This is a genomic window from Primorskyibacter sedentarius, from assembly GCF_004342065.1.
Taxonomy (GTDB): domain Bacteria; phylum Pseudomonadota; class Alphaproteobacteria; order Rhodobacterales; family Rhodobacteraceae; genus Primorskyibacter; species Primorskyibacter sedentarius.
Map to the genome: position 1 here is coordinate 33,312 of NZ_SLZU01000011.1, position 22,523 is coordinate 55,834.

25 protein-coding genes are annotated in these 22,523 nt (G+C 62.4%); 13 read left to right on the plus strand and 12 right to left on the minus strand.

Annotated elements, in window-relative coordinates; genetic code table 11:
- Positions 1-54: 54 nt before the first annotated feature.
- Positions 55-498 carry a toxin-activating lysine-acyltransferase gene (locus EDD52_RS14705; protein WP_132246287.1) on the minus strand — a complete coding sequence of 148 codons (444 nt, stop codon included), beginning with the start codon at positions 496-498 and terminating at the stop codon, positions 55-57.
- Between the two features lie 112 nt (positions 499-610).
- Here EDD52_RS14705 and EDD52_RS14710 point away from each other — a divergent pair, with 112 nt between their 5' ends.
- Positions 611-1,189: a hypothetical protein gene (locus EDD52_RS14710; protein WP_132246289.1), complete on the plus strand. Its 579-nt coding sequence runs from the start codon at positions 611-613 to the stop codon at positions 1,187-1,189.
- Here EDD52_RS14710 and EDD52_RS14715 read toward each other — a convergent pair.
- Positions 1,186-1,725: an RNA polymerase sigma factor gene (locus tag EDD52_RS14715; protein ID WP_132246291.1), complete on the minus strand. Its 540-nt coding sequence runs from the start codon at positions 1,723-1,725 to the stop codon at positions 1,186-1,188. The genes EDD52_RS14710 and EDD52_RS14715 overlap by 4 nt on opposite strands.
- Positions 1,726-1,778: 53 nt before the next feature.
- Between EDD52_RS14715 and EDD52_RS14720 the strand changes: the two genes are divergently transcribed.
- The 3 genes from EDD52_RS14720 to EDD52_RS14730 all read left to right on the plus strand — a co-directional run bounded on the left by EDD52_RS14720 (position 1,779) and on the right by EDD52_RS14730 (position 5,255).
- Positions 1,779-2,987, plus strand: a complete 1,209-nt coding sequence (locus EDD52_RS14720; protein WP_243651958.1) for a S8 family serine peptidase — start codon at positions 1,779-1,781, stop codon at positions 2,985-2,987.
- Positions 2,988-3,140: 153 nt separating this feature from the next.
- Positions 3,141-4,517, plus strand: coding sequence for an NAD-dependent succinate-semialdehyde dehydrogenase (locus EDD52_RS14725; protein ID WP_132246293.1), 1,377 nt, complete (start codon positions 3,141-3,143; stop codon positions 4,515-4,517).
- A gap of 135 nt (positions 4,518-4,652) precedes the next feature.
- Positions 4,653-5,255, plus strand: coding sequence for an SDR family oxidoreductase (locus EDD52_RS14730; RefSeq protein WP_207906034.1), 603 nt, complete (start codon positions 4,653-4,655; stop codon positions 5,253-5,255).
- Between the two features lie 190 nt (positions 5,256-5,445).
- Here the strand turns inward: EDD52_RS14730 and EDD52_RS24035 are convergent, their stop codons facing one another.
- The 3 genes from EDD52_RS24035 to ypfJ all read right to left on the minus strand — a co-directional run bounded on the left by EDD52_RS24035 (position 5,446) and on the right by ypfJ (position 9,597).
- A complete protein-coding gene (locus EDD52_RS24035) occupies positions 5,446-6,609 on the minus strand; it encodes a Hint domain-containing protein (protein ID WP_132246295.1) in 1,164 nt (387 codons plus the stop codon).
- Positions 6,610-6,881: 272 nt separating this feature from the next.
- Positions 6,882-8,342: a family 16 glycosylhydrolase gene (locus EDD52_RS14740; protein ID WP_132246297.1), complete on the minus strand. Its 1,461-nt coding sequence runs from the start codon at positions 8,340-8,342 to the stop codon at positions 6,882-6,884.
- A gap of 424 nt (positions 8,343-8,766) precedes the next feature.
- A complete protein-coding gene (gene ypfJ / locus EDD52_RS14745; protein ID WP_132246299.1) occupies positions 8,767-9,597 on the minus strand; it encodes a KPN_02809 family neutral zinc metallopeptidase in 831 nt (276 codons plus the stop codon).
- Between the two features lie 522 nt (positions 9,598-10,119).
- Between ypfJ and EDD52_RS14750 the strand changes: the two genes are divergently transcribed.
- Genes EDD52_RS14750 through recR form a run of 4 tightly spaced genes read left to right on the plus strand, consistent with a single transcriptional unit; the run spans position 10,120 to position 13,274 of the window.
- Positions 10,120-11,886: a DNA polymerase III subunit gamma/tau gene (locus tag EDD52_RS14750; protein WP_132246301.1), complete on the plus strand. Its 1,767-nt coding sequence runs from the start codon at positions 10,120-10,122 to the stop codon at positions 11,884-11,886.
- A complete protein-coding gene (locus EDD52_RS14755; protein WP_132246303.1) occupies positions 11,862-12,269 on the plus strand; it encodes a hypothetical protein in 408 nt (135 codons plus the stop codon). The genes EDD52_RS14750 and EDD52_RS14755 overlap by 25 nt, the downstream gene beginning before the upstream one ends.
- Before the next feature lie 14 nt (positions 12,270-12,283).
- Positions 12,284-12,628 (plus strand): YbaB/EbfC family nucleoid-associated protein, encoded by a 345-nt coding sequence (locus tag EDD52_RS14760; RefSeq protein ID WP_132246305.1) that lies wholly within the window; start codon positions 12,284-12,286, stop codon positions 12,626-12,628.
- Between the two features lie 52 nt (positions 12,629-12,680).
- The gene (gene recR / locus EDD52_RS14765) at positions 12,681-13,274 is read left to right on the plus strand and encodes a recombination mediator RecR (RefSeq protein ID WP_132246307.1); all 594 of its coding nucleotides are present in this window, start codon (positions 12,681-12,683) and stop codon (positions 13,272-13,274) included.
- A 214-nt stretch (positions 13,275-13,488) separates the two neighbouring features.
- Here the strand turns inward: recR and EDD52_RS14770 are convergent, their stop codons facing one another.
- The gene (locus tag EDD52_RS14770; protein WP_132246309.1) at positions 13,489-14,253 is read right to left on the minus strand and encodes a DUF1013 domain-containing protein; all 765 of its coding nucleotides are present in this window, start codon (positions 14,251-14,253) and stop codon (positions 13,489-13,491) included.
- A 124-nt stretch (positions 14,254-14,377) separates the two neighbouring features.
- On the opposite strand from EDD52_RS14770, the gene EDD52_RS14775 reads away from it, so the two are divergent.
- Positions 14,378-15,010, plus strand: coding sequence for a ribonuclease T2 family protein (locus tag EDD52_RS14775; protein ID WP_132246311.1), 633 nt, complete (start codon positions 14,378-14,380; stop codon positions 15,008-15,010).
- 77 nt (positions 15,011-15,087) lie between these two features.
- The gene (locus tag EDD52_RS14780; protein ID WP_132246313.1) at positions 15,088-16,089 is read left to right on the plus strand and encodes a hypothetical protein; all 1,002 of its coding nucleotides are present in this window, start codon (positions 15,088-15,090) and stop codon (positions 16,087-16,089) included.
- A 55-nt stretch (positions 16,090-16,144) separates the two neighbouring features.
- Here the strand turns inward: EDD52_RS14780 and EDD52_RS14785 are convergent, their stop codons facing one another.
- From EDD52_RS14785 to EDD52_RS23860, 3 genes are all read right to left on the minus strand, one after another.
- Positions 16,145-17,128, minus strand: coding sequence for an NAD(P)H-quinone oxidoreductase (locus EDD52_RS14785; protein ID WP_132246315.1), 984 nt, complete (start codon positions 17,126-17,128; stop codon positions 16,145-16,147).
- 95 nt (positions 17,129-17,223) lie between these two features.
- Entirely contained in the window at positions 17,224-17,931 is a 708-nt protein-coding gene (locus EDD52_RS14790; protein ID WP_132246317.1) for a COQ9 family protein, read from the minus strand.
- Complete coding sequence (locus EDD52_RS23860; protein ID WP_207906035.1) at positions 17,928-18,068, minus strand: hypothetical protein; 141 nt, start codon at positions 18,066-18,068, stop codon at positions 17,928-17,930. Before EDD52_RS23860 ends, EDD52_RS14790 begins: the two co-directional genes overlap by 4 nt.
- 51 nt (positions 18,069-18,119) lie before the next feature.
- On the opposite strand from EDD52_RS23860, the gene EDD52_RS14795 reads away from it, so the two are divergent.
- Together EDD52_RS14795 and rpsU are read left to right on the plus strand one after the other, a co-directional pair.
- A complete protein-coding gene (locus tag EDD52_RS14795) occupies positions 18,120-18,836 on the plus strand; it encodes a hypothetical protein (RefSeq protein WP_132246319.1) in 717 nt (238 codons plus the stop codon).
- A 53-nt stretch (positions 18,837-18,889) separates the two neighbouring features.
- The gene (gene rpsU / locus EDD52_RS14800; protein ID WP_008207378.1) at positions 18,890-19,096 is read left to right on the plus strand and encodes a 30S ribosomal protein S21; all 207 of its coding nucleotides are present in this window, start codon (positions 18,890-18,892) and stop codon (positions 19,094-19,096) included.
- Positions 19,097-19,183: 87 nt separating this feature from the next.
- Here rpsU and EDD52_RS14805 read toward each other — a convergent pair whose 3' ends face one another.
- The gene (locus tag EDD52_RS14805) at positions 19,184-19,642 is read right to left on the minus strand and encodes an Lrp/AsnC family transcriptional regulator (protein ID WP_132246321.1); all 459 of its coding nucleotides are present in this window, start codon (positions 19,640-19,642) and stop codon (positions 19,184-19,186) included.
- 137 nt (positions 19,643-19,779) lie between these two features.
- Between EDD52_RS14805 and ald the strand changes: the two genes are divergently transcribed.
- Complete coding sequence (gene ald / locus EDD52_RS14810; protein ID WP_132246323.1) at positions 19,780-20,904, plus strand: alanine dehydrogenase; 1,125 nt, start codon at positions 19,780-19,782, stop codon at positions 20,902-20,904.
- A 39-nt stretch (positions 20,905-20,943) separates the two neighbouring features.
- On the opposite strand, the gene EDD52_RS14815 is transcribed toward ald, so the two are convergent.
- Positions 20,944-21,819, minus strand: a complete 876-nt coding sequence (locus EDD52_RS14815) for a cation diffusion facilitator family transporter (protein ID WP_424449919.1) — start codon at positions 21,817-21,819, stop codon at positions 20,944-20,946.
- A 179-nt stretch (positions 21,820-21,998) separates the two neighbouring features.
- Positions 21,999-22,421: a large conductance mechanosensitive channel protein MscL gene (mscL, locus tag EDD52_RS14820; RefSeq protein WP_132246327.1), complete on the minus strand. Its 423-nt coding sequence runs from the start codon at positions 22,419-22,421 to the stop codon at positions 21,999-22,001.
- Positions 22,422-22,523: the final 102 nt, after the last annotated feature.

The window sequence follows — 22,523 nt, forward strand, 5'->3', positions numbered from 1 at the left end:
GGGCGGCGCGTCGGAATGGTTCAAATTTTGTGAGAAAAAATTCTGCGGCGAAGGCTACATATGGAACCGGCCGATTTTCCTGACCGTGCCGTCTTCGTTCCAACGCACCGAATGGCCCGTCACACCGGGAAAGAGGCTGCGCAAATCGCGCGAGATTGCGCGCATGTCACCAAAGGGCGCGATCACGTCGATGAACCAAAGCTGGTCGCCGCTTTGCCAGGCGTCGGGGGCCACGCCGCCCTCTGCCAGCATTGCATCCGCCGCCGTGTCGCTCAGCCAGGCCCAGGTCGCCACGCCCACGATGCGCTCTGCCCGGTGCCAGCGCCTGAGTTGCCCCAGATCGTAGGGACGAAGAAAGACTTCGTGCAGGAAACGCAGCTCCATCTCGGCCAGGACCGGCGTGTGCATGGCAATCTCTGCCAACTCGCCGATCAGCGTGTAGCGCTGGCGCGGGCCAAGCTGTGCCAAAGCGCTCTGTCGCGGTTCTTCCTGTGCCATCGTGTCCTCTTCCCCGAGTCGGTTACTCCCTTCCAAGTTTTTTTGAACCGCTCCATGATTGCAACCGACAGAAAGGGTAAGATCACACTACCCGGCTGACGGAGGCGCGGCCATGAATGACAGAACCGAAGAGATGCTGGATTACGTCCATGACAGGCTTGATCCCGAAGCACGGCAATCCTTAGAGGCGGATCTGAGCCGGGACGCGCATCTGCGTGCCGAACTGGCCGTCGTGCAGGCGGTTGCGCGCGAGGGGGCCGCGACCCCCCCGACAGCAGAGGCGCGCGACGCGGGATGGGCCTCGCTGTCTGCCGCAATCGACGCCGACGCGCGACGCATTCCGGCGAATGACAATCGTGGCTTCTCGCTTGCCCAAGTGGCCGCAATCGCGGTTTTCGCGGTCGTTATATCCCAGTTCTTCACCCTGTCACTCTGGCCCGATGATCCGGGCGCAGGCTTTGCACCTGCAAGCCAAGACACCAGCGGTTTCGTCCTTCAGGTGGGCTTCGCGCCAGAGGCTACCGCAGCCCAGCTCACCGCCCTTTTGCAAGAGCTGGGCGCAACGCTGGTCGACGGTCCCGGCGCACTCGGCCTTGTCACACTCAGCTTCACGGATGAGGCTGCACGAACAGCGGCGCTGGAGGCGTTGCGCGCCCAACCCGATCTGGTCGACATCGTCTCGCAACCCTAGCGGCGACCCAGACATCTCATAAGGGATTGTTTGGCGTGGAAGATCCGCGTTTTCACTGTCCCTGTGGGGATCCCCTCGACCGCGGCGATTTCCGGATAGGTAAACCCCTCAAAGAACGCGAGCTGCACAATGGACCGTTGCACATCCTTAAGCTTTTCCAGACATGCTCTCAGCCGTCTGGCCTCTTGCGCAGCGGCTGCCGCGGCCTCCGGACCGGGCGCGTCATCGACGGTTTCCGGCACGTCGTCCGTGAACTGCAATCTGGCACTCTGGCGCAGCCTGTCGACCATCTTGTTCCGTGCAATGGTGAAGATCCAGGTCTTGACGGTGGCCGTGCCCTTGTACCGGCCAGCCCCGCGCCAGACATCCAGCATCGCGTCCTGCACGACGTCCGCCGCCAAACCGTTATCGCCCGAACGTGCCCGGACAAAGCCGTTGAGCGCGTCATGGTGGCGCTCATACAATCGGCGCATGGCCGCTTTATCGCCAGTTGCGATGCGTGCAATCAATACGCGATCTTCATCTTGCCCGTCCATCTGGCCCCGCCGCCGCTTCTTGATAGTATTTCTCTCAGACTAAGGAGTCTGTCATGACCTTCGCGAGCATTTTCCGGCCTTTTTCTGCGCCGAACAGCCCCTTTCGCCAGATTTCGGGCGCGTTTGTCATTCTCGCCCTTCTGGCGTCGTGCAGCAGCTTCCAGTTGAACCCTCCCACCGTGCCGCCAAGCCCCGCTGATCGTGCGCAGGTGATTGACGACCGGCAGATAGTCGCACTTGTTGCCACGCGCAGCGCCGCCGACTCGCTGCAAACAAAGGCAGAGGCCCGGGGCTTTGTCACCCGCGAGGTCGTGCCGTTGGAACGGCTGGGGCTGCGGATGCTGAGTTTCGATATCCCGCAGCCGCTGGACGGGGCCGGTGCCATTACCCTGCTGGAAAGTCTTGAACCCGGCGCCACGGCGGGCGTCAACCATGCCTACCGGCTGACGCAGATCGAAGAGCAGGCCGGGAACCGGTTCGATTACGCCTCGCGCATGATCGGCTGGACCGCCGGTGCCTGCCGCGCGCATGGCCCCATCGGCATGCTGGACACCGGCATCGACGAAGGCGCCTTGCAGCCCAGCGGTGCGGAGGTGACAGAGCGGTCCTTTGTCCGTGGCGGCGATGTGCCCGAACAGCACGGCACAGACGTTGCCATGCTGCTTGTCGATCCAGACCGGCTGCGCGATGTCACGCTCTACAGCGCGGCCGTGGTCGGGCAGACCTCGGCGGGGCGCGAGGAAGCTGGCGTCGACGCGATACTTGAAGCGCTCGACTGGATGGCGTCGAACGGTGTCAGGGTGGTGAATGTCAGCCTGGCGGGCCCCTACAACAAGATATTGGACCGGGGCATCGACCGCGCCGCAGCCCTGGGCCTGACAATTGTCGCATCCGTCGGGAATGACGGGGCCTCGGCCTCTCCCCGCTACCCGGCGGCATTCAACAATGTCATCGGCGTCACCGCCGTAGATGCCAGCGAGGCGATCTACCGAAACGCGGTACGCGGTGACCACGTCGATCTTGCAGCACCGGGTGTCGATGTGCTGGTCACCGCTCAGGATGGGCAACGCTTCGTGACAGGCACGTCTGTGGCGGCCCCATTCGTGACGTCGCGCATCGCGGCGGACCCGTCATTGCAGTCGGGCGGCACCTTGGCGACCATCCGCAACATGCTGCGCGGACAGGCGAAAGATCTTGGCCCCGCTGGCTTTGACGGCACCTACGGGGCCGGGCTTGTCCAAGCGCCAGCCGCTTGTCTCTGACCCATCCACGAGCGACCGCCCTGCCAATCCTACGCGCTCTATCCCCCACATCGAAACCACCGCTCAGGCCCCTTCCGCAGAGGCCCTTTCACGTGGCGCAAGGAACTTTCTCCACCTGTCATCTGTTCTCCTGACAACGCCAAAGGAGAATTCATGTCCACGATCACCACCACCAACCCTGCGACCGAACTTGAAATCCAGACCTATGATTTGATGACCGAAGCGGAAGCGGTTGATCGGCTTGAGGCATGCCATGCCGCCTTCCTCGACTGGCGAAACCTGTCGCACAAAGACCGCGGCGCGCACCTATCCGCGATTGCGCAAAAGCTTCGCGACAATGCCGATGAACTGGCCGCCCTGATGACAAAGGAAACAGGCAAGCTGTTGAAGGACGGTCTGACAGAGGTGGAAATCTGTGCGGCGATATTTGACTACACCGCCAAGACCGGCCCGGACGCGCTGGCAGACGAGGAGCGCACGCATGGCGCAAACGGCAAACGCGGCGTCGTCAGCTATCAGCCGTTGGGGGTCATCTATTCGATCCAGCCATGGAACTTCCCGCTTTACCAGCCGGTGCGCGTTCTGGCGGCCAATCTGATGACGGGCAATGGCTGCGTGCTCAAACACGCCAGCATCTGTACCGGGTCCGGCCTGCGCCTGCGCGAATTGTGCATCGAGGCCGGCCTGCCCGAAGACCTGTTTCAGGTGATCCTCATCGACCACGACACAAGCGACAAGCTGATCGAACACCCGTTGGTGCGCGGTGTAACCCTGACGGGCAGCGACGGTGCCGGGCGCCATGTCGGCGCCGTGGCCGCCAAGGCGCTGAAAAAGACCGTGCTGGAGCTTGGCTCGAACGACGCCTATCTCGTGCTGGAGGATGCCGATATCGAAACGGCGGTCAAATTCTCTGTCATGGGGCGGCTTTATAACAACGGCGAAACCTGTGTCTCTGCGAAACGCTTCATCGTGACGGACAAGGTCTATGACGCCTTTGTCGAGGGCTTTGTGGCCGCCATGAAGGACATCGTGATGGGCGATCCCACCGACAAGGCCACGCAGCTTGGCCCGCTATCCAGCCAGGACCAGTTCGAAACCGTCAAGTCGCAGGTAGAAGAAAGCGTTGCCAAGGGCGCGACAGTTCTTTGCGGCGGTGAAGCGCCGGACCGCAAGGGGGCCTACTATCCCGCCACCGTACTGGCAGACCTCAAACCCGGAATGCCCGCATATGACGATGAAATCTTCGGGCCCGTCGCGTCGATCATTCGCGCCAGGGACGACGAAGACGCCATGCGCCTTGCCAATGAAAGCCGCTATGGGTTGGGCGGCGGCATCTTCTCGCAGGATGAAGAGCGCGCGATGAAACTGGCGCGCGATCATTTCGACACCGGCATGATCCGCATCAATTCCTTTGGCGCGGCCGATCCCAACATGCCCTTCGGCGGGGTGAAGGATTCCGGCTACGGGCGTGAACATGGCGGCTTTGGCATGAAGGAATTCGTCAACACCAAGGCGATCTTCCTGCCGTAATGGGCCGTCTGCCCTTGGCCTGACCCCAAACAACGCAAACGTGCAATGCGGCGGCAAACGCTGCCGCAACGGTCGCCCGTGCGCCCAAATGGTGCCGTGGCACCGCAACCCGCATCCAAACAATTGGAGAATATGATGACCTTGAACATCCTCGTCGCCGGCGCAACCGGCAAAACCGGCCTGCACCTTGTTCAGGACCTGATCGAAAGCGGGCACAAACCCACCGCGCTCGTGCGCGAAAGTTCGGATACCGGCGATCTTCCGCAAGGCGTAGCCCTGCGCCGGGGCGACCTGACGGACCTGAACCCGGATGTCTGCGACGGTATGGACGCGGTTGTCTTCGCGGCCGGGTCTGGCGGATCAACAGGCCCCGAGATGACGGATAAGGTCGATCGTGACGGCGCGAAACGGCTGGTTGATCTTGCCAAGGGCGCGGGCGTTGGCCGCTTTGTGATGCTCAGCACGATTGGCGCAGATCAGTCTGACCCGCAGGGCGACATCGCGCATTATCTCAAAGCCAAGCACGAGGCTGATGAACACCTCAAACAATCGGGCCTGACATATGCCATCCTCCGCCCCGTCGCCCTGAGCGATGACGGGCGCAGTGACGACGTGATCCTGGGCGAGGATGTGGACAAGTCAGGCAAAGCCGCGCGCGCCGATGTTGCCGCCCTGCTGGCAGAGGCTGCCACCTCGGGCCGGTTTGATGGCAAGGCGCTTGATATGCAGTCGGCCTGACATCGCGCAGCCAACAGGCCAGTCACACCGACCGCGCCGCGCGCCCGAAACACAACCGGTCGGCGCGCGCGTGTCTAAGGCACATTGCGCATTGCCGGTTTGCCTTTGTCACAGCCATCATCCTCTTTCGGGGTGATGGCCCCCGGCAAACCCCGGACGTTCCGGCTCGCGCCTGTCGCCCCGGCGATCCCTAAACTGTGCAGCTTGGCTGCACAGGTTTGCCGTTTTTCAGATGGCGCGAGATGATCTTTTTCTGGACCTTCCCACAGGGCATTGGCCGGGCGGGCGCCTGAACGGGCGACGCCTCTGTCAGCTCTGGAAACAGCGCCGATATCTCAACCCAGGCTGCCGGTGACAGCGCTTTTCTGGCCTCGGGGCCAAGAAACAGGCTCTCGGTGATCGCGCCTGCCGCATGAACAAGCTCATGCCTGTCAAACAGAAGGTGGTGGTATTCCACGCCCGTTTCGCTTTCGTCAACGAAAACCCCCGGCAGCGACGTAAGCTTGTTTGCCGCGACCAGAACGTCCGGCGACCCTGCCACGCGCTGCGCGATCCGGGAGGACACGACGACCCTGTGCTGAGGCGAGAGGGTCAGGTCATTGGACGGGGAATTCGGACCAAGCGCGCCCTTCAGGATGCGGATTGGCCGCAGATGGGGCTTCAGGGCCAGATGCCGACCGGTCAGCTGCGCCTTGCCTCTCCAGCGCAATGGCTGGGCTCCATGTTCCAGCGTCGAGACAAGATCGCCTGCCTTCAGATCCTCGACCGCGACGGGCCCGGCGGGTGTCTCGATCAACGTGCCAGAGCCGAAGCACAACACGATGTTGGTCAGCCCCGCGTTGTTTACCAACTCTCCCGGGATCTTGGTCAGGGTGGTGCCCGGGGGCGGCAAAGCACTTGCAGGAAGGGTGCCGGTCCCGCCCACCGAATAAAGCGTCAGGTTATTGACGTCAAAGCCGTCCGGGACGAAAGCGATGAAGAAGCCTTCCTCGTAGACGCCATTGGAATTTGTCCCGGCACTGTTGTTGTTGCTGATCCCGCCGCTGCCGTCCTCGTCATAATCAAAAACAATGGCCGTATAGGTGTTTCCGTCACTCCCGTTGAACTGCACCACACCTTCATAGTTGATGAAGTTCCCGGTGTTTGTCGTGCCGGCAGTAACCAGCTGCGTGGGGTCGACCGGGCTGTCGCTTCCGCCATCGCCAGCAAGCACGGTGGGATCGGACCCATCAGAAACGGTAAGAGAGCTTGGCCCACCTGCCGGAACCGTCCAGGAGCCCGCGGCGATATTGTTAAGCTCGGACGGTGTCAGACCTGTGTCCGCTCCGAAATACCCTGTGAACTGAAACGGCAATGTCTCTTCCTTTCGGTTTTAACCTGAACGGTTCGGGTGGGCGCGCCTGCATCTCAGAGTTGCCTCTATGCGCGCCCCGATCAACCCTTTCTGGTGCTCCGGGGCGGCTTTCCTGCAACTGCTGCAGAATATGGCGTCACTTTCTGGTACCTTCCTGTGGTGCCGCGCCCGCAGGCGAACTGCCAATCGGGATTTGGTGGGCGATAGCGGTCTTGCCTGCGCTTCTTTCGGCACGCACCTTGGGTTGGGATTCAGCCCGGCGAAACGCCATGTCAGGCAAGCAGGTCAAAGCCGAAATCCGCCGCACTCAGCTCTGCAATGGTGCTTCCCAGCAGATAGACCTGATCGTCGGCTTCTCCGCCGAGGGCCGCCAGATCGATATGCGCCGCCCATCCCAGATCGCTCACGCTTTGCCAGATCGCCGACCAGTCAGGGCCAAAGCCCGTCAGGTCGATCTGGTCACGGCCAGCCTCGAAGTCATGCACGTAATCTGTCCCGCACCCGGTATCGAAGACAAAGGCGTCGCTGCTTTCGTCCGCGCCATAGCTGCCACCCCAAAGGTGATCGGTTCCGGCGCCGCCGCGCAGCACGTCAGCGCCCTGCCCGCCGACCAGCTCGTCATTGCCGGACCCGCCGGACAGAACATCGTCGCCTGCCTGCCCGTAAACGAAATCATCCCCAGCGCCCCCGGCCAGCGTGTCGGTCCCGGCATCGCCGTAAAGCGTGTCCTGCCCTGCAGCCCCGTCCACGATATCGCCCCAGGATGACCCGTTGACCACGTCGTCGCCCGCTGTGCCTGCATGCAGGTCGGCCCCGACAAATCCGCCATCCTCGATCGCGGGGTTGCGATCCGCCGCACTTTCCAGCTCGTAAACCCGGATATAGTCGACATAGAACCCGTCGGTGAGATCCGTGCTCGCATCCGGGTCACTGGCCCATCCGCCCACGGCAAGGTTGAGGATCAGGTACATATCTTCCTGAACGGTATTGGCGCTTTCGCGGATCGTGACCCCGTCAAGCGTCCAGCGGATTACCGTCTCATCCCAATACAGGCCATAGCTGTGGAAACCCGCGCCTGCGCCGCTGCCGTCAATCTGCATGGCATCGGGCGCGCCCTGATCCCACAGGTTGGTGTGCAGCGTATCGCCAGTCCCGCCAAGATACTCGAATATGTCGATCTCCGAGGACCAGTCCCCATCGGCAGGCATCATCCAGAAGGCGCTCCACAACCCGGTTTGATCCGGGATATCGGCGGAGATTTCGATATAGCCGCCATTGGTGGCAAAGCTCATTTCCGTCGACAGCATACCCGACCCGTAAGTCAGCCCGTCCGCCAGCGCGCTCTGCTCGCTGCCCAGCGCCGCAGCGTGGATCGTCATCGTGCCATCCGCGACAGTGAACGGGTCGGGCAACCCCGCCATGTCGGGATCGACATAGTATTGCAATTCGCCATTGGCCGCATTGGTCCGGCTGTTTTCCAGATGCGGCGAATAAGAGGTCGCCCAGACGCCGCCCTTGCCATGCCCTGTCCAGTAAGCGGCCGTGCTGCCGTTGAATTCATCATTGAACGTCAGGACATAGCTCTGGCCATCGATGGTCAGGCTGCTGGGCACTGCGCCAGCGGGTTCGGGTGCCGGAACCTCCGTCACCGGATCGGGTTCAACGACCTCTGCGCCCTTGTTCTTGCCCCGGCCTGCGCCATTGCCACCCGCTACAATCGTCTTGCGTGCCATCACTCTTACCTCGGACCTTCTGTACCGCCACAACTGAACAGAAGCCCGCGATCGGCTCAACGACGCATCCGGCTTGCCGGGCTATCCGCATCGCAACCCGCCCTATCCGAAGTGATACTGCGAGGGTCTCAAACGCGGCCAGACCACACACCCCCCTCGCAAAGGCAGGGTGACGCGTCCAAGGAGGGTCCCTCGCACAGGCAGCCGCGCGAGCCAGCGCACGGCACGGGCCGGTCACTGCACAGCGATACTCAGGCGGCGCGCTTTGGTAAAAGATGTCCCACCCCTGAGGCCCGGAAAGACCCGGCTGTTCGGGCCTCTCTGGATCAAGCTCTGTAAGGTCCACCCTCAGCAGGGGTGACCCACCTGCTTCAAGGGTTCGGCAGCGGTCCTGCCGAACTCCGTTGGCCCTGACGCACTTACCCTACAGTTGCTGGGCGTTGAACGTGTCGCAATCACCCATTCGCCCGCTTTGATAGCCGCGCGCGAACCACCGCGAGCGCTGCTCGCTGGTGCCGTGGGTGAACGTATGTGGTTGCGGCACCTTGCCAGCGCGGCGTTGCAGGTAGTCGTCGCCGATCTTGCGGGCCGCGTTCAGCGCCTCTTCAAGATCGCCGGGTTCCAGCAATCCGTTGACCGACCGCGCCCAGACACCGGACAGGCAATCGGCCTGCAATTCCAGACGAACGGTCAGCGCGTTGGCCTGCGCCTCGCTCGACTGCCTGCGCGCCTGATCGACCTGCCCAAGGATGCCCAGCTCGTTCTGAATGTGATGCGCAACCTCATGGGCGATCACATAAGCGGCTGCAAAATCGCCGCCCGCGCCAAGCTGCTCTGACAGGGTCGAAAAGAATTCGGTGTCCAGATAGGCCTTCTGATCTGCCGGGCAGTAGAACGGTCCCGTCGCACCAGAGGCCGACCCGCAGGGCGATTGCGTCACCCCGGAATACAGCACCATCACGGGCGGGTCATATTGTTCACCGATCTGGGCGGGATAGACCTCGCTCCAGACCTGCTCTGTCGTGCCCAGAACCTGCGCGGCAAAGGTGCCCGCCGCTTCTTCCTGCGCGCTCAGCTCAAGCGGGGCGCCGGATTGCGTTCCGGCCCCTTGCAGCAAGGGTGTGACATCGATCCCGGCGAAATAGCCTACGGCAAGCACGACCAGCAGGCCAACACCGCCGATCCCGGCCCCCTTCGCGCCAGAGCGCCGGCGGTCCTCCACATTGCGGCTCGTCCGCACCCCTCTCAGTCGCATATCTCACCCGTCCTTACGCATCACAGTGCCGCTTATCATATACGCGCTTCTCTTATGTCGAAGGGGAAATGCCGCGAAACAGCACAGGGTTCCCCAATGCCGCCACGTCAGACACCCAAAGCGGACAGCGTCAGACCACCTGACCGGGATACCGGCGCGCCCCTTCGGACAGAAAAGCCGCTATCTCCTCCTCACCCCCGCACTGGGATGAGCCTTCTGGCGTTCATAGGCGGATAATTTACCGGCCTCAAAGGCACGGCGCAGGCTGTCGATGGACAGGGTCATCGGGTCCTCTCGATCTGGCCAAGGGTTCGCCGCACCGGCCCGGGAAAACCGAAAGCCGGTCGTCTTATATCGTCAGGGGATGCCGATCTCGGCTTTCCACGACCCAGGGGGACTCCCCGCAAAGGCAGGCGCGCAATCGCGCGATGCGTGGCGCAGCACCACGCCCCGCCGCTGGACCTTTGGCCGGGGTATTTGTACGCTCTGCCCCGACACCGCCCCTAGCCCAGCAAGGACCGCATGACCGATTCCCCCGCCTACCAGGTACTTGCCCGGAAATACCGGCCAGAAACCTTTGCCGATCTCGTCGGACAAGACGCCATGGTGCGCACGCTGAAGAACGCGTTCAAGGCCGACCGCATCGCGCAGGCCTTCATCATGACGGGCATTCGCGGCACGGGCAAAACGACCACGGCACGGATCATCGCCAAGGGCATGAACTGCGTCGGGCCGGACGGCAATGGCGGCCCGACGACCGAACCGTGCGGCACCTGCGAACATTGCGTGGCCATCATGGAAGGCCGCCATGTCGATGTGATGGAAATGGATGCGGCCTCGAATACCGGCGTCGCAAATATCCGCGAGATCATCGACAGCGTGCATTACCGGGCGGCCTCTGCGCGCTACAAGGTCTACATCATCGACGAGGTTCACATGCTGTCCACCGGCGCGTTCAACGCGCTGCTGAAAACGCTGGAAGAACCGCCAGAGCACGTCAAATTCATCTTCGCCACGACCGAGATCCGCAAGGTGCCCGTCACTGTCCTGTCGCGCTGTCAACGCTTTGACCTGCGCCGGATCGAGCCCGAGACGCAGATCGCATTGCTGCGCAAGATCGCGACCTCCGAAGGCGCAGAGATCACCGACGAGGCGCTGGCCCTGATCACCCGCGCCGCCGAAGGCTCGGCCCGCGATGCGACCTCGCTGCTGGATCAGGCCATCAGCCACGGCGCGGGCGAGACGACAGCCGATCAGGTACGCGCCATGCTGGGGCTGGCCGATCGGGGCCGTGTGCTGGACCTCTACGACATGATCATGAAGGGTGACGCGGCCGGCGCCCTGACGGAACTCAGCGGGCAATATGCCGATGGCGCCGACCCGATGTCGGTGCTGCGCGACCTGGCCGAGATCACGCATTGGATTTCCGTCGTCAAGATCACGCCAGAGGCCGCCGAAGACCCTACGATCTCTCCCGACGAACGCACCCGCGGCATGCAGATGGCCGAGGCGCTGCCGATGCGGGCGATGACCCGGATGTGGCAGATGCTGCTGAAGGCGCTGGACGAGGTTGCCAGCGCCCCCAACGCGATGATGGCCGCCGAGATGGCAATCATCCGCCTGACCCATGTGGCAGAGCTGCCCTCGCCCGAAGACCTGCTGCGCAAGCTGCAGGACACACCGCCCCCACCCGCCCCAACCGGCGGCCCCGGCGGGCGCGCGGCTCCGGCAGGTGGGGCACCCGCGTCTCATACGCATGGCGTGGCGCCGCAATCTCACGCCGCCCCTCCCTCGTCCGGCGTGACGGCCCATGGCGGCGCACCGGTTCAGGCCATCGCTCAAGATCAGGCGCTGGCCCGGTTTCCCACGTTCGAGCATGTGCTGGACCTCATCCGCGCCAATCGCGACGTCAAGCTTCTGGTCGAGGTCGAAACCGGCCTGCGCCTTGCCGCCTATCAACCCGGCCGGATCGAGTTCACCCCGACGCCGAACGCCCCCGCCAATCTTGCGCAAACGCTGGGCAGCGCCCTGCAACGCTGGACCGGCAATCGCTGGGCAGTGACTGTGGTCAATGATGCCACCACCGAAACCGTCGCCGAAAGGCGCGATGCCGCCGCTTTGGCACTCAAGGCCAAAGCGATGGAACACCCAATGTGGCAAGCCGTCGTCGCCGCTTTCCCCAAGGCCCGGATCACCACGATCCGTACGCCCGAAGACATTGCCGCCGAAGCCACAGCCGAGGCGCTGCCAGAGGTTGAGGACGAATGGGACCCGTTCGAAGACGGCTGACCGTTGCAGCGGCTGTCCTGCCCACTCCCGCGCTGGCAGAGGTCTGCGACAAGGAGCGCCCAGGATGGGTGCCCGGTACACAGGCAACTGCCTGGACAGAAGCGGTGTACCTTTTCTCGATCACACCGTCGATCATCCTTCTGGTGCTGACTGTCCTCTGCCTTCTGTTCCGCAGCCTTTGGGGCAGCATGATTATCATCATCCTCTGGTTGGGCCTTGCCACGATCATACTGACTGATGGCCCCACCGACCCGACCGGCATCCATGCCCTCGCGCTAAAAGAAGGCTGTATCGCCTCGCCTGCCTTGTTCATCGCGGCTGTCGCTGCAATATGTATGGCAATGATCCTTAACCTCCTGCCGCGCAGACAGCGGCCCAGCTAAGTCGGAGACACCACATGTTCAAAGGCCTCGGAAACCTCGGCGATATGGCCGGGATGATGAAAAAAGCGCAGGAAATGCAGGGCAAGATGGCCCAGCTTCAGGAAGACATGCAGAATATCACCGTCACGGGCGAATCCGGTGCGGGCCTCGTCAAGGCGACCTGCTCTGCCAAGGGTGACCTGCGGGCGCTGGACATCGATCCGTCGATCTTCAACCCCGACGAAAAGGAAGTGGTCGAGGACCTGATCCTTGCCGCGATCAAGGACGCTCAGGCCAAGGCCGCCCAGAAGGCACAGGACGAAATGGGCAAACTGACCGAAGGCATGGGCCTGCCCAAGGATATGAAGCTGCCCTTCTGATCCACCTTTCGGCGGCGCGCATATCGCCGCGCCGCCCCATCGGAGAAACCGCTTGTCCAGCACCCGCGACATCGACGCATTGATCGACCTGATGGCAAAGCTGCCGGGCCTTGGCCCGCGCTCGGCCCGCCGTGCGGTGCTGCACCTGATCCGCAAACGCGCGCTATTGATGACACCGCTCGCCGACCAGATGCAGAACGTCGCCTCCTCAGCCCGGGAATGCGTGAACTGCGGCAATATCGGCACGGCGGACCTGTGCGATATCTGCACCTCCAACAAGCGCGCAAACGGCCAGATCTGCGTGGTCGAGGATGTGGCCGATCTTTGGGCGATGGAACGCTCTGGCGTCTTCAAGGGGCGCTATCACGTGCTGGGCGGCACCCTGTCGGCGCTGGATGCGGTGGGGCCCGAAGACCTGCGCATTCCCCGCCTCGCGGACCGGATCGACGATGAGGATGTCACCGAAATCATCCTCGCCCTGAATGCGACTGTCGACGGGCAGACCACCGCGCATTACATCGCCGACCAGCTGGAACACCGCGTCACCCTGACCTCTCTGGCGCAGGGCGTGCCCATCGGCGGAGAGTTGGACTATCTTGACGATGGCACGATCTCTGCCGCCCTCAACGCGCGCAAACCCATCTGATCCCAGCCGACCAGCGGCCCCTCTGTCTGGCAAGGCCCGCCGGGCCGCGCGAAAGGCTGCCCGCTCGTCCCTGATGCCGTTGCCAAATCAGCAGCTTACGGCACATTCACGCCTCGCGCCCTCGCCCGGATTAAGACGCACCCGACACGCCGAAACGACAATGGCCCGCAAGCATTGACTTGCGGGCCATTGAATTTCTCGGTCCTGAACCGCCTTACGGCTGCTCTTCCTCATCGCCGCCTTCGGGCAGGTTGAAGAAGCTGTCGGCGTCCAGATACTCGCGGGAATCGCGCTGGTCTTCCTCGTCCTCATCCTCGCCGCGCGGGTCGGACAGGCTGAAGGTTTCCAGCCCCTCGATGGCGGTCGGAATCCGCGGCTCTGCGGGCATGTCGAGGCTTTGCTCTGTGGACAGCAGCTTGCGACGCTCGTCATCCGACATCGCCGCACCTTCGGCGTGCTTCTTGGCCGCGGCTTTCTGAACGGCCGCGTCAAGCTCGGACTGCTTGCACAGACCCAGCGCAACCGGGTCGATCGGCTGAATGTTCGAGATGTTCCAGTGGGTCCGTTCGCGAATTGCCTGGATTGTCGGCTTGGTCGTGCCCACCAGCTTGGAAATCTGGCCATCCGACAGTTCGGGATGGAATTTCACCAGCCACAGGATCGAGGCCGGACGGTCCTGGCGCTTCGACAGCGGTGTATAGCGCGGTCCGCGGCGTTTTTCCTCGTCACGGGCGGCCGGGTTGAACTTCAGCTTCAGCCGGGCCATCGGGTCTTTCTCGGCCTTGTCGATGTCGTCCTGGGTCAGCTGGTTGTTCGCAACCGGATCAAAACCCTTCACGCCGGCAGCCACGTCCCCGTCGGCAATGCCCTGAACCTCAAGCTCGTGCATGCCGGTGAAATCGGCAATCTGTTTGAAGGTCAGCGTGGTGTTGTCCACCAGCCAGACCGCGGTCGCCTTCGGGTGCAGCAATTTGGCCATCAGGTATCTCCTTACAAATCTTCCCCGTTGCCTGCCTAGAGGCTGATCCGATTTCCGGACCGGTTACCATTGTCGGGGAACTTCGGGCCTATATAGTGGCGGCGAACGAAAGAGGAAAGAGAAAATGCGCCTGTGTGCCCTGTTGCTGTTTTTCATCGCCGGACTGGCGCAGGCCGAGGGCGAAACCCCGGGCGAATTCGACTATTACGTCATGTCTCTCAGCTGGTCGCCCACTTGGTGCGCCCTTGAAGGCGATGCGCGCAATTCGCCGCAATGCGACGCCAGCGAAGATCACGGATGGGTCTTGCACGGGCTCTGGCCGCAATTTCACCGCGGCTGGCCGTCCTATTGCAACACCGCCGCACGCCCCCCCTCGCGCAGGCAGACCGAAGAGATGGCCGATATCATGGGCACCAGCGGCCTGGCCTGGCACCAGTGGAAGAAACACGGCAGCTGTTCGGGCCTGTCGCCGGAAGACTACTATGCCCTGTCGCGTGAGGCTTATGGGCGCATCACCCGCCCCGCCGTGTTCCGCAAGCTCGACAAGCCGGTCAAACTGCCCGCCAGCCTCGTGGAAGAGGCGTTCCTGAAGGCCAACCCGGAATTTGAGCCCGACATGGTCACCGTCACCTGCAAGAGCGCCCGCATTCAGGAGGTCCGGATCTGCCTCTCCCGGAACCTCGACCCGGTGCCCTGCGGCGCCGACACCGTCCGCGACTGCCGCATGCCAGACGCCCTGTTCGATCCGGTGCGCTAGGGCGCTGGTACAAAACCGCGCGGGGTGCTAATTGGCATCCGAATTCTCCTCCGACCTGGTGTTTTAATGAGGCCCGAATGTCCAAGCTGATCCTGCATGTCGGCACCCACAAGACCGCCACGACAACGATTCAGGACCTTCTTGCGCTCAACCGAGCAAAGCTCGCGCAGGAACGGCTCATCTATCCCAAATTGGGACGCGTAAGCGGCCACCACGGTCTAGTGGCCGATTGGATAACGCTACCGTCGCAGTATCACTACGCCGAAGGCTCAGTCGGTGCGTGGAAGGCTCTGGCGCGCGACTATGCTCGCAGCGACAAGACGGTATTGCTCTCGACCGAAGAATTCTCGCGCGGCGATCCACGGCAACGTGTAAATCTCGCCGACATCCGCGACATCTGTTCCGGATTTGATGAGTTTCAAGTTGTTTGCTGCATTCGCAACCAAATTTCATTCCTGCAATCCATCTACCTTCAAGTTGCCAAGACGACCGTCGCAGTGCCGTGGAGCCGACTTTTCGACCGGGCCGTGAAGCAGCACGTGGCGACCGGGCTGTTCATGGATTTCAACAATCTCTACGCTCATTTGCAGCGTGGCTTTGCGCCAGAGGAGATCCGGTTCTTTATCTTCGATGAAGCCGTGAAACGGCCCGACGGAATTATCGGACAGATACTCGATCTCGCCGGTTTTCCGGGTTTAACTCCGGATTTGAAGCCGTTGGGCACGGGCAACAGCAATGTCTCGCAGGACCCGCTGGCGGCATGGGCTTCTGCGCAGATCGCCGAGAACGCCTCTGCCGGGGCGCCATTGCTGGCGATTGCGCGCAGGGTGCTGGAACAGGAATTCGGCAAAGACGCGAAGACCACCGTCTATACCGAAGAGGAAAAGAAGCAGCTCATTCGCACCTTCGACCCGCTGAACCGGAAATTCGAAGACGACATCCGCAAGACGGGGCATGACCTGAGCATCGTCTGGCCCAAACCCAACCCCGACATGGTCCATCGTGGCGATATCAAGCTGCGCTACTGGATCAGGTTGTCGCGCGCGCTTTACGCGGCCAGCCCCAAGCTGCACAAATAACCCCCGCAGGCCCGGGAATAATGCGCGGACGCGCCGCGCATCATCCGGTGGGTGTTCAGGCGACTTTCAGGACGATCTTGCCGATATGGGTGCTGCCTTCCATCCGCGCATGGGCGTCTGACGCGTCCGCAAGCGGGAATTTGGAATCCATCACGGGGGCGATCCGTCCCGCATCCAGCAGCGGCCAGACCTGTTCGCGCAGCGCCTCCGCGATGCCCGCCTTGGCAAGGTCCGATTGCGGCCGCAGGGTCGATCCGGTGATCGTCAGCCTGCGCATCATCACCTGAGCAAAGTTCAGCTCTACCTTCGGCCCGCCCAGAAAGGCGATTTGCACCAATCGCCCGTCATCGGCCAGAGCCTTGATATTGCGCGGAATATAGCTGCCCCCAACCATGTCGAGGATCAGGTTGGCGCCGCCCTCTGCGCGCAAAATCTCCACGAAATCCTCGTCGCGGTAATTGATCGCGCGCTCTGCCCCAAGATCAATGCACGCGGCACATTTGTCCGTCGATCCGGCAGTGGCAAAGACGCGGGCACCGAAATGCCGCGCCAGTTGGATCGCGGTCGTCCCGATCCCGCTGGACCCGCCATGGATCAGGAACCGTTCACCGGCCTTCAGCCCGCCACGCATGAACACGTTGGACCAGACGGTAAAGAACGTCTCTGGCAGGCAGGCGGCCTGATCCAGCCCCATCCCTTCGGGCACGGGCAGGCAATGCGCCGCCGGGGTGGCCACGAATTCCGCATAGCCGCCGCCGGGCAGAAGGGCGCAAACCTTGTCGCCAACGCCGGGCCAGTCCACGCCGGGGCCAGTGGCCACGACCTCTCCGGCGGCTTCCAGACCGGGCAGATCGCTGGCGCCGGGCGGCGGCGCATAGGCCCCGGCACGTTGCAGCGCATCGGGCCGGTTCACCCCGGCATAGGCGACCTTGATCACAACCTGGCCCTGCCCGGCCTCCGGGACCGGGCGCTCGACCATCTTCAGCACCTCCGGCCCGCCGGGTTGCGAAATCTCGACTGCCCGCATCGTCGCTGTCATCTGTATCTGGCCCCTTCGTGGAAATCGGTTCCGCGCACCCTAGCGGTTCTGCGCCCTGCGGCAAGTTCCGGACGCATGCACGCCGCGCCGGGGCCTCAGGGTCGGCGCGGCGGCGCCCAATGGCCTGGCAGGTCGGGGTCGGGCGCCCGGTCCGGCGCCTTGATCTGGCCCAGCAGCCAGTTCGGCCCGGCCAGAAGACCGCTCAGCAGCTTGTTGTCACGCAGCTGCGCCTTGATCTTTTCGATCTGCATCACGTCATCAATCCGGCGATCCAGAAAATCCCATGTCGCCTGATGGCCCGGCGAATCGTCGCCCAGCCAGAACAGCACGACAGAGCCATAAACCCCCGACAGCGTCGCGCGCTTCGTGTACCAGTTCACATCGTCAGAGCTGTCGCCCAGCGTGGTCCAGATCAGATCCGCCGTGCCCCAGATCGCCTTGGCCCCGTCGGCAGCATATATGGGCAGGGAAAAAAGCGTGGTGCCCCGGCGCACAGCCTCGCGATCCTCCACCGCCTCAAGCCGCAGCCGTACAGCGGTCGCAATCCGGTCGCGGAACCGCATCGCCGAAAGGTCCGCCTGTTCCAACCTGCGCACCATTTCTGCATCGCCCTGCCGGTGATAGGCCAGCGCCATGTCGACAGCCCCGCGCGGATACAACCCGCGCGCCACGGCCGGATCAATGCCCGAATCAGCCACCGCCGCGCGGTAGGTCGGCTCCGTCCAGCCATCGAACGGCACGTGGTTCAGCGCCGCCTCCAGCAGTTTTTCCGCCGGTGCCGTCTCTGTTTTCGGATCGGTCATGTCGAACCTCGATGAATGAAGCTGTCTTTATCAACATAGGGCAGTCTTTTCGCGCGACCAACCAGCGAAACGTCGCGCATTTCGCCACAATTCCACCAGAACACGAAAAAGCGATTACCAAAGCCTTCCAGAATCATTTGTAACACCTACATGACGACCTTCCGTATCTCCCGATGAGGCGCGCGCCCATGTCACAATCGTCTTTCGACCGGCTCTGCCTCTTGGCGGGGGGTCTTGTCCTCGCTGCGGCCTTTGTTGCCGCGGCCATTTCACATGATGCCTTCAGCACATTTTTCGGCCGCGAGGATTCGCCGGTCGAAAACCTGACCGCATTGGTCCTTTTCTCTGCCGGTGCAATGCTGATCGTCCGGACGCTGGCAAAGCGCGGCGAATGGGCAGTACACGCGGTAGCTCTGGGCGTGCTTTACGGGGCTGTCTATATCTGGGCGGGCGGCGAGGAAATCAGTTGGGGGCAAAGGCTTCTGGGCTTTGAAACGCCTAAATTTTTTGCTGAAAACAACGATCAGGGCGAATTCACCATACACAACCTTGTCGTCGGCGGGGTGAAGCTGGACGAAAGCCTGTTCGGCCCGATTTTGTCAATCGTCATCTTGACTTACCTCGTGGTGCTGCCGCTGATGTGGCGCCGCTTTGCCTGGGTGAAACGGCTGGCCTCGACCCTGTCCGTGCCCGTGCCGGGACGCCATCACGCTCTTTATGCTTTGGCCGTCACCCTCATCATTCCCCTGCTGGGCGAAAGCCGCCGCTGGGAGGTCTATGAGTGCATATTCGCCCTGCTCTCGATGGGCATCTTCGTGAACCCCGCCAACCATCTGTGGTACAGTCCCGACGCCGTCGGTGCCAAGGGGGAAGACACTGGACAAGCAGTGGGTGCCTTGCTATAGACCGGCTTCCTGCAAATCCTTGCAACTCGAACTAGAAAGGTGGTGAAAACCACATGCAGGTTAGTGTTCGCGACAACAATGTCGATCAGGCGCTTCGTGCCCTGAAGAAAAAGCTGCAGCGTGAAGGCGTATTCCGCGAAATGAAGCTCAAGCAACATTTCGAGAAACCGTCCGAGAAAAAAGCGCGCGAGAAGGCTGAAGCGATCCGTCGTGCCCGTAAACTGGCACGTAAGAAAGCACAGCGTGAAGGCATGCTCTAAGCAGAGCTTTTTCGACACGATATGAATTGACGACCCCCGCGGCTCCTGCCCGGGGGTTTGTCTTTTTCCGCCCCCCCGATCGCAGCGTCAGATCGGCAGCGCCGTCGTCTTGAACACCGTGCGAAGTGCAAAGGACGATTGCATCTGCGCCACGCCCGGCAAGCGCGCAAGATGCTGACGGTGGATGCGGGCGAAATCATCGGTATCTTCGGCCACGACCTTCAGCACGTAATCCGCCGACCCCGCCATCAGGTGACATTCCAGCACATCCGGGATTCTGCTGACCGCCTTTTCGAACCCGTCAAGAATATCATCCGACTGGCTTTGCAACGTGATTTCCACGAACACCGTTGTCGGCAGGCTCAGCTTTCGCGGATCCAGCAGCGCCACGAAATTGCGGATGATGCCCTCGCTTTCCAGCCGTTGCACGCGCCTGTGGCAGGCAGAGGCCGACAGGTTCACCTTTTCGGACAGGTCCGCATTTGATATCCGGCCCTTGCGCTGCAATACCCTGAGGATCCGCAGATCCGTCTCATCCAGTGTCATTATTCGCGGTTTCTTTCGTCAGGTGGCAGTTTCATCGAAGATTATTCGAAGACGCCACCATAAGCCGGGCCAATTCTCAATGCAATTGCGCCCAGGCTGCGCGATACTTGCCCCACACACCAGAAGGAGGACTTGGCGTGAAGCTCGGCTGCCCCACTGAAATCAAACCCCAGGAATTTCGCGTCGGGATGACGCCCAATGCCGCGCACGAGGCCGTCCAGCACGGCCACGAGGTGCTGATACAGGCCGGGGCGGGCATGGGCGCGGGGTTCACCGACGATGATTACACCGCCGCAGGCGCGCGCCTCGCAGGCACCGCCGAAGAGGTCTTTGCCGCAGCCGACATGATCGTGAAGGTGAAAGAGCCGCAAAGCGCCGAACGCAAGATGCTGCGCGAAGGCCAGGTGCTGTTCACCTATCTGCACCTTGCCCCCGATCCTGAACAGACAAAGGATCTGCTGGCCTCTGGCGCGACCTGTATCGCCTATGAAACCGTCACCGATGCCCGTGGCGGCCTGCCGCTGCTGGCGCCGATGTCCGAGGTCGCCGGCCGTCTGGCCCCGCAAAGCGGCGCCTGGGCGTTGCAAAAGGCCAATGGCGGCAGCGGCGTGCTGATGGGCGGCGTCCCCGGCGTGCGCCCCGCCAATGTGGTCATCGTGGGCGGCGGCGTTGTCGGCACGGCTGCGGCCCGCGTCGCGGCCGGCATGGGCGCCAATGTCACCGTGCTGGACCGGTCCATTCCGCGCCTGTCCTATCTGGATGATGTGTTCATGGGCCGGCTGACCACGCAATATTCCGACCAGCACTCGCTGGCGACCCTTCTGCCAACGGCGGATATGGTGATCGGCGCGGTGCTGATCCCCGGTGCGGCCGCCCCCAAGCTGATCTCGCGCGAGCAGCTTTCCCTGATGCAGCCCGGCTCGGTGCTGGTTGACGTGGCCATTGATCAGGGTGGCTGTTTCGAGACGTCGAAGGCGACCACCCATCAGGACCCGATCTATGACGTTGACGGCATCATCCACTATTGCGTGGCCAACATGCCGGGTGCCGTTGCGCGCACCTCGACCATCGCGCTTGGCAACGCCACCATGCCCTTCATGCTGGCCCTTGCCGACAAGGGCTGGCGGCAGGCCTGCGAGGATGATCCGCACCTTCTGAACGGGCTCAACGTCCATGCGGGCAAGCTGACCTATTACGCCGTGGGCAAGGCGCTTGGGATCGATGTGACCTCGCCGCAGCTGATGCTGAAACAGACGGGCTGACCGGGTTTCCCGCCTGTGCCCGCCCGTCGCGGGCGCAGGCTACAGCACGACGATGCCGTTATGCTTGGCCTTATGCGCCGGTTCCACATGGATGGTGACAAGGCAATCGGGCACACGCTCCAGCAAGCCCGCCTCGATCCGGTCGCAGATGACATGCGCATCGTCGACCGACATGGCGCCATCCACCACCAGATGAAACTCGATGAACGTCGCCGACCCCGCCTGACGCGTGCGCAGGTCATGCGCCTCCACCGCGCCCGCCGCCTGCGCCGAGATCACCTCGCGCAGCTCTGTCAGGATGTTTTCGGGCAGGCTCTCGTCCAGCAAACCGCTCAGCGACGCCTTGATGACATGCCACCCCGACCACAGGATGTTCAGCGCCACCAGCGCCGCCATCAGCGGGTCAAGCCAGGGCAAGCCTGTCAGAATCGCGATAAGAACCCCGAACGTCACCCCGACAGAGCTGATCACATCCGACAGCAGATGCCGCCCGTCCGCCGCCAGCGCGGGCGATCGTTCCAGCCGCGCGGTGCGCAGCAGAACCCAGCACCAGACCCCGTTGATAACGCTGGCAAAAAGGTTCACGCCCACACCCGATAGCGGCGCGTCAAGCGGGCGCGGATTGGCAAAGCCCTGCCACGCCTCGTGCAGGATCAGCAGCGCCGCGATCACGATCATCACGCCTTCCAGAACGGCGCTGAAATACTCGGCCTTGTGATGCCCGTAAGGGTGGGTGGCATCGGCAGGCTGGGCCGCCACGCGGATCGCCACCAGCGCGGCAATGGCCGTGGCCACGTTCACAATGCTTTCCATCGCGTCGGAATACAGCGCGACAGATCCGGTCATCCACCAGGCCAGCGCCTTGATGCCCAGCACGAGGAACCCCACGAACAGGCTGCCCCAGGCGATCTTCATCGTCTTTGTCACGAATTCACCCCCGGCGCTTGCTTGCCGCCTGATAGCCTGTGCAAGCCGGTACGGCAAGCATCGCAGAGAAATTGAGAATGTTTCGCATTTTCAATTACTTCGCGACGCGCAACAAAAAAGGCCCGCCGCGGATGCGACGGGCCGGTACTGGCTACACTCTTGTCAGATCAGGCGGATTTCTGAAGCGAATCGCGGATCTCTTTCAGGATGTCCAGCTCGGACGGGCCCGGATCTTCCGCAGGGGCTTCTTCTTCGGCCTTCTTGGCCTTGTTCACCATCTTGACCAGCATGAAGACGACCCATGCGATGATCAGGAAGTTGATGATTGCCATGATGAACGAACCATAGGCAAAGACCGAAGCGCCGGTTTCGCGGGCGGCTTCGAGGCTTGCACCGGCGGGAACGTCACCCGACAGAACGGCGTATTGGTTGGTGAAATCGACACCACCCATGAACAGACCGATGATCGGGTTGATCAGGTCGCCGACCAGCGATGCGACGATCGCGGTGAAGGCTGCACCGATGATGATACCGACGGCCATGTCCATGACATTGCCTTTGGCGATGAAGTCCTTAAATTCTTGTACCATTCCTGTCCCTCCAGACGGCTACCCGCACATCTTACGTGCGTAAAAAAACATAGTGCCGGTGCATTCGCACAGAACTGGGCCTTTGAATACGGGGAAAAAAAG

Bases quoted from the DNA above. Each gene is read 5' to 3' on its own strand.
- EDD52_RS14775 (WP_132246311.1), top strand. From the start codon at position 14,378: ATGCGCCTGTGTGCCCTGTTGCTGTTTTTCATCGCCGGACTGGCGCAG.
- EDD52_RS14710 (WP_132246289.1), top strand. From the start codon at position 611: ATGAATGACAGAACCGAAGAGATGCTGGATTACGTCCATGACAGGCTT.
- EDD52_RS14790 (WP_132246317.1), bottom strand. From the start codon at position 17,931: ATGACCGATCCGAAAACAGAGACGGCACCGGCGGAAAAACTGCTGGAG.
- EDD52_RS14770 (WP_132246309.1), bottom strand. From the start codon at position 14,253: ATGGCCAAATTGCTGCACCCGAAGGCGACCGCGGTCTGGCTGGTGGAC.
- EDD52_RS23860 (WP_207906035.1), bottom strand. From the start codon at position 18,068: ATGATTCTGGAAGGCTTTGGTAATCGCTTTTTCGTGTTCTGGTGGAAT.
- EDD52_RS14720 (WP_243651958.1), top strand. From the start codon at position 1,779: ATGACCTTCGCGAGCATTTTCCGGCCTTTTTCTGCGCCGAACAGCCCC.
- EDD52_RS14760 (WP_132246305.1), top strand. From the start codon at position 12,284: ATGTTCAAAGGCCTCGGAAACCTCGGCGATATGGCCGGGATGATGAAA.
- EDD52_RS14815 (WP_424449919.1), bottom strand. From the start codon at position 21,819: ATGAAGATCGCCTGGGGCAGCCTGTTCGTGGGGTTCCTCGTGCTGGGC.
- mscL (WP_132246327.1), bottom strand. From the start codon at position 22,421: ATGGTACAAGAATTTAAGGACTTCATCGCCAAAGGCAATGTCATGGAC.
- EDD52_RS14805 (WP_132246321.1), bottom strand. From the start codon at position 19,642: ATGACACTGGATGAGACGGATCTGCGGATCCTCAGGGTATTGCAGCGC.
- EDD52_RS14750 (WP_132246301.1), top strand. From the start codon at position 10,120: ATGACCGATTCCCCCGCCTACCAGGTACTTGCCCGGAAATACCGGCCA.
- EDD52_RS14795 (WP_132246319.1), top strand. From the start codon at position 18,120: ATGTCACAATCGTCTTTCGACCGGCTCTGCCTCTTGGCGGGGGGTCTT.
- EDD52_RS14715 (WP_132246291.1), bottom strand. From the start codon at position 1,725: ATGGACGGGCAAGATGAAGATCGCGTATTGATTGCACGCATCGCAACT.
- rpsU (WP_008207378.1), top strand. From the start codon at position 18,890: ATGCAGGTTAGTGTTCGCGACAACAATGTCGATCAGGCGCTTCGTGCC.
- EDD52_RS14740 (WP_132246297.1), bottom strand. From the start codon at position 8,342: ATGGCACGCAAGACGATTGTAGCGGGTGGCAATGGCGCAGGCCGGGGC.
- EDD52_RS14725 (WP_132246293.1), top strand. From the start codon at position 3,141: ATGTCCACGATCACCACCACCAACCCTGCGACCGAACTTGAAATCCAG.
- EDD52_RS14780 (WP_132246313.1), top strand. From the start codon at position 15,088: ATGTCCAAGCTGATCCTGCATGTCGGCACCCACAAGACCGCCACGACA.
- EDD52_RS14705 (WP_132246287.1), bottom strand. From the start codon at position 498: ATGGCACAGGAAGAACCGCGACAGAGCGCTTTGGCACAGCTTGGCCCG.
- EDD52_RS14730 (WP_207906034.1), top strand. From the start codon at position 4,653: ATGACCTTGAACATCCTCGTCGCCGGCGCAACCGGCAAAACCGGCCTG.
- ypfJ (WP_132246299.1), bottom strand. From the start codon at position 9,597: ATGCGACTGAGAGGGGTGCGGACGAGCCGCAATGTGGAGGACCGCCGG.
- EDD52_RS14785 (WP_132246315.1), bottom strand. From the start codon at position 17,128: ATGACAGCGACGATGCGGGCAGTCGAGATTTCGCAACCCGGCGGGCCG.
- EDD52_RS14755 (WP_132246303.1), top strand. From the start codon at position 11,862: ATGGGACCCGTTCGAAGACGGCTGACCGTTGCAGCGGCTGTCCTGCCC.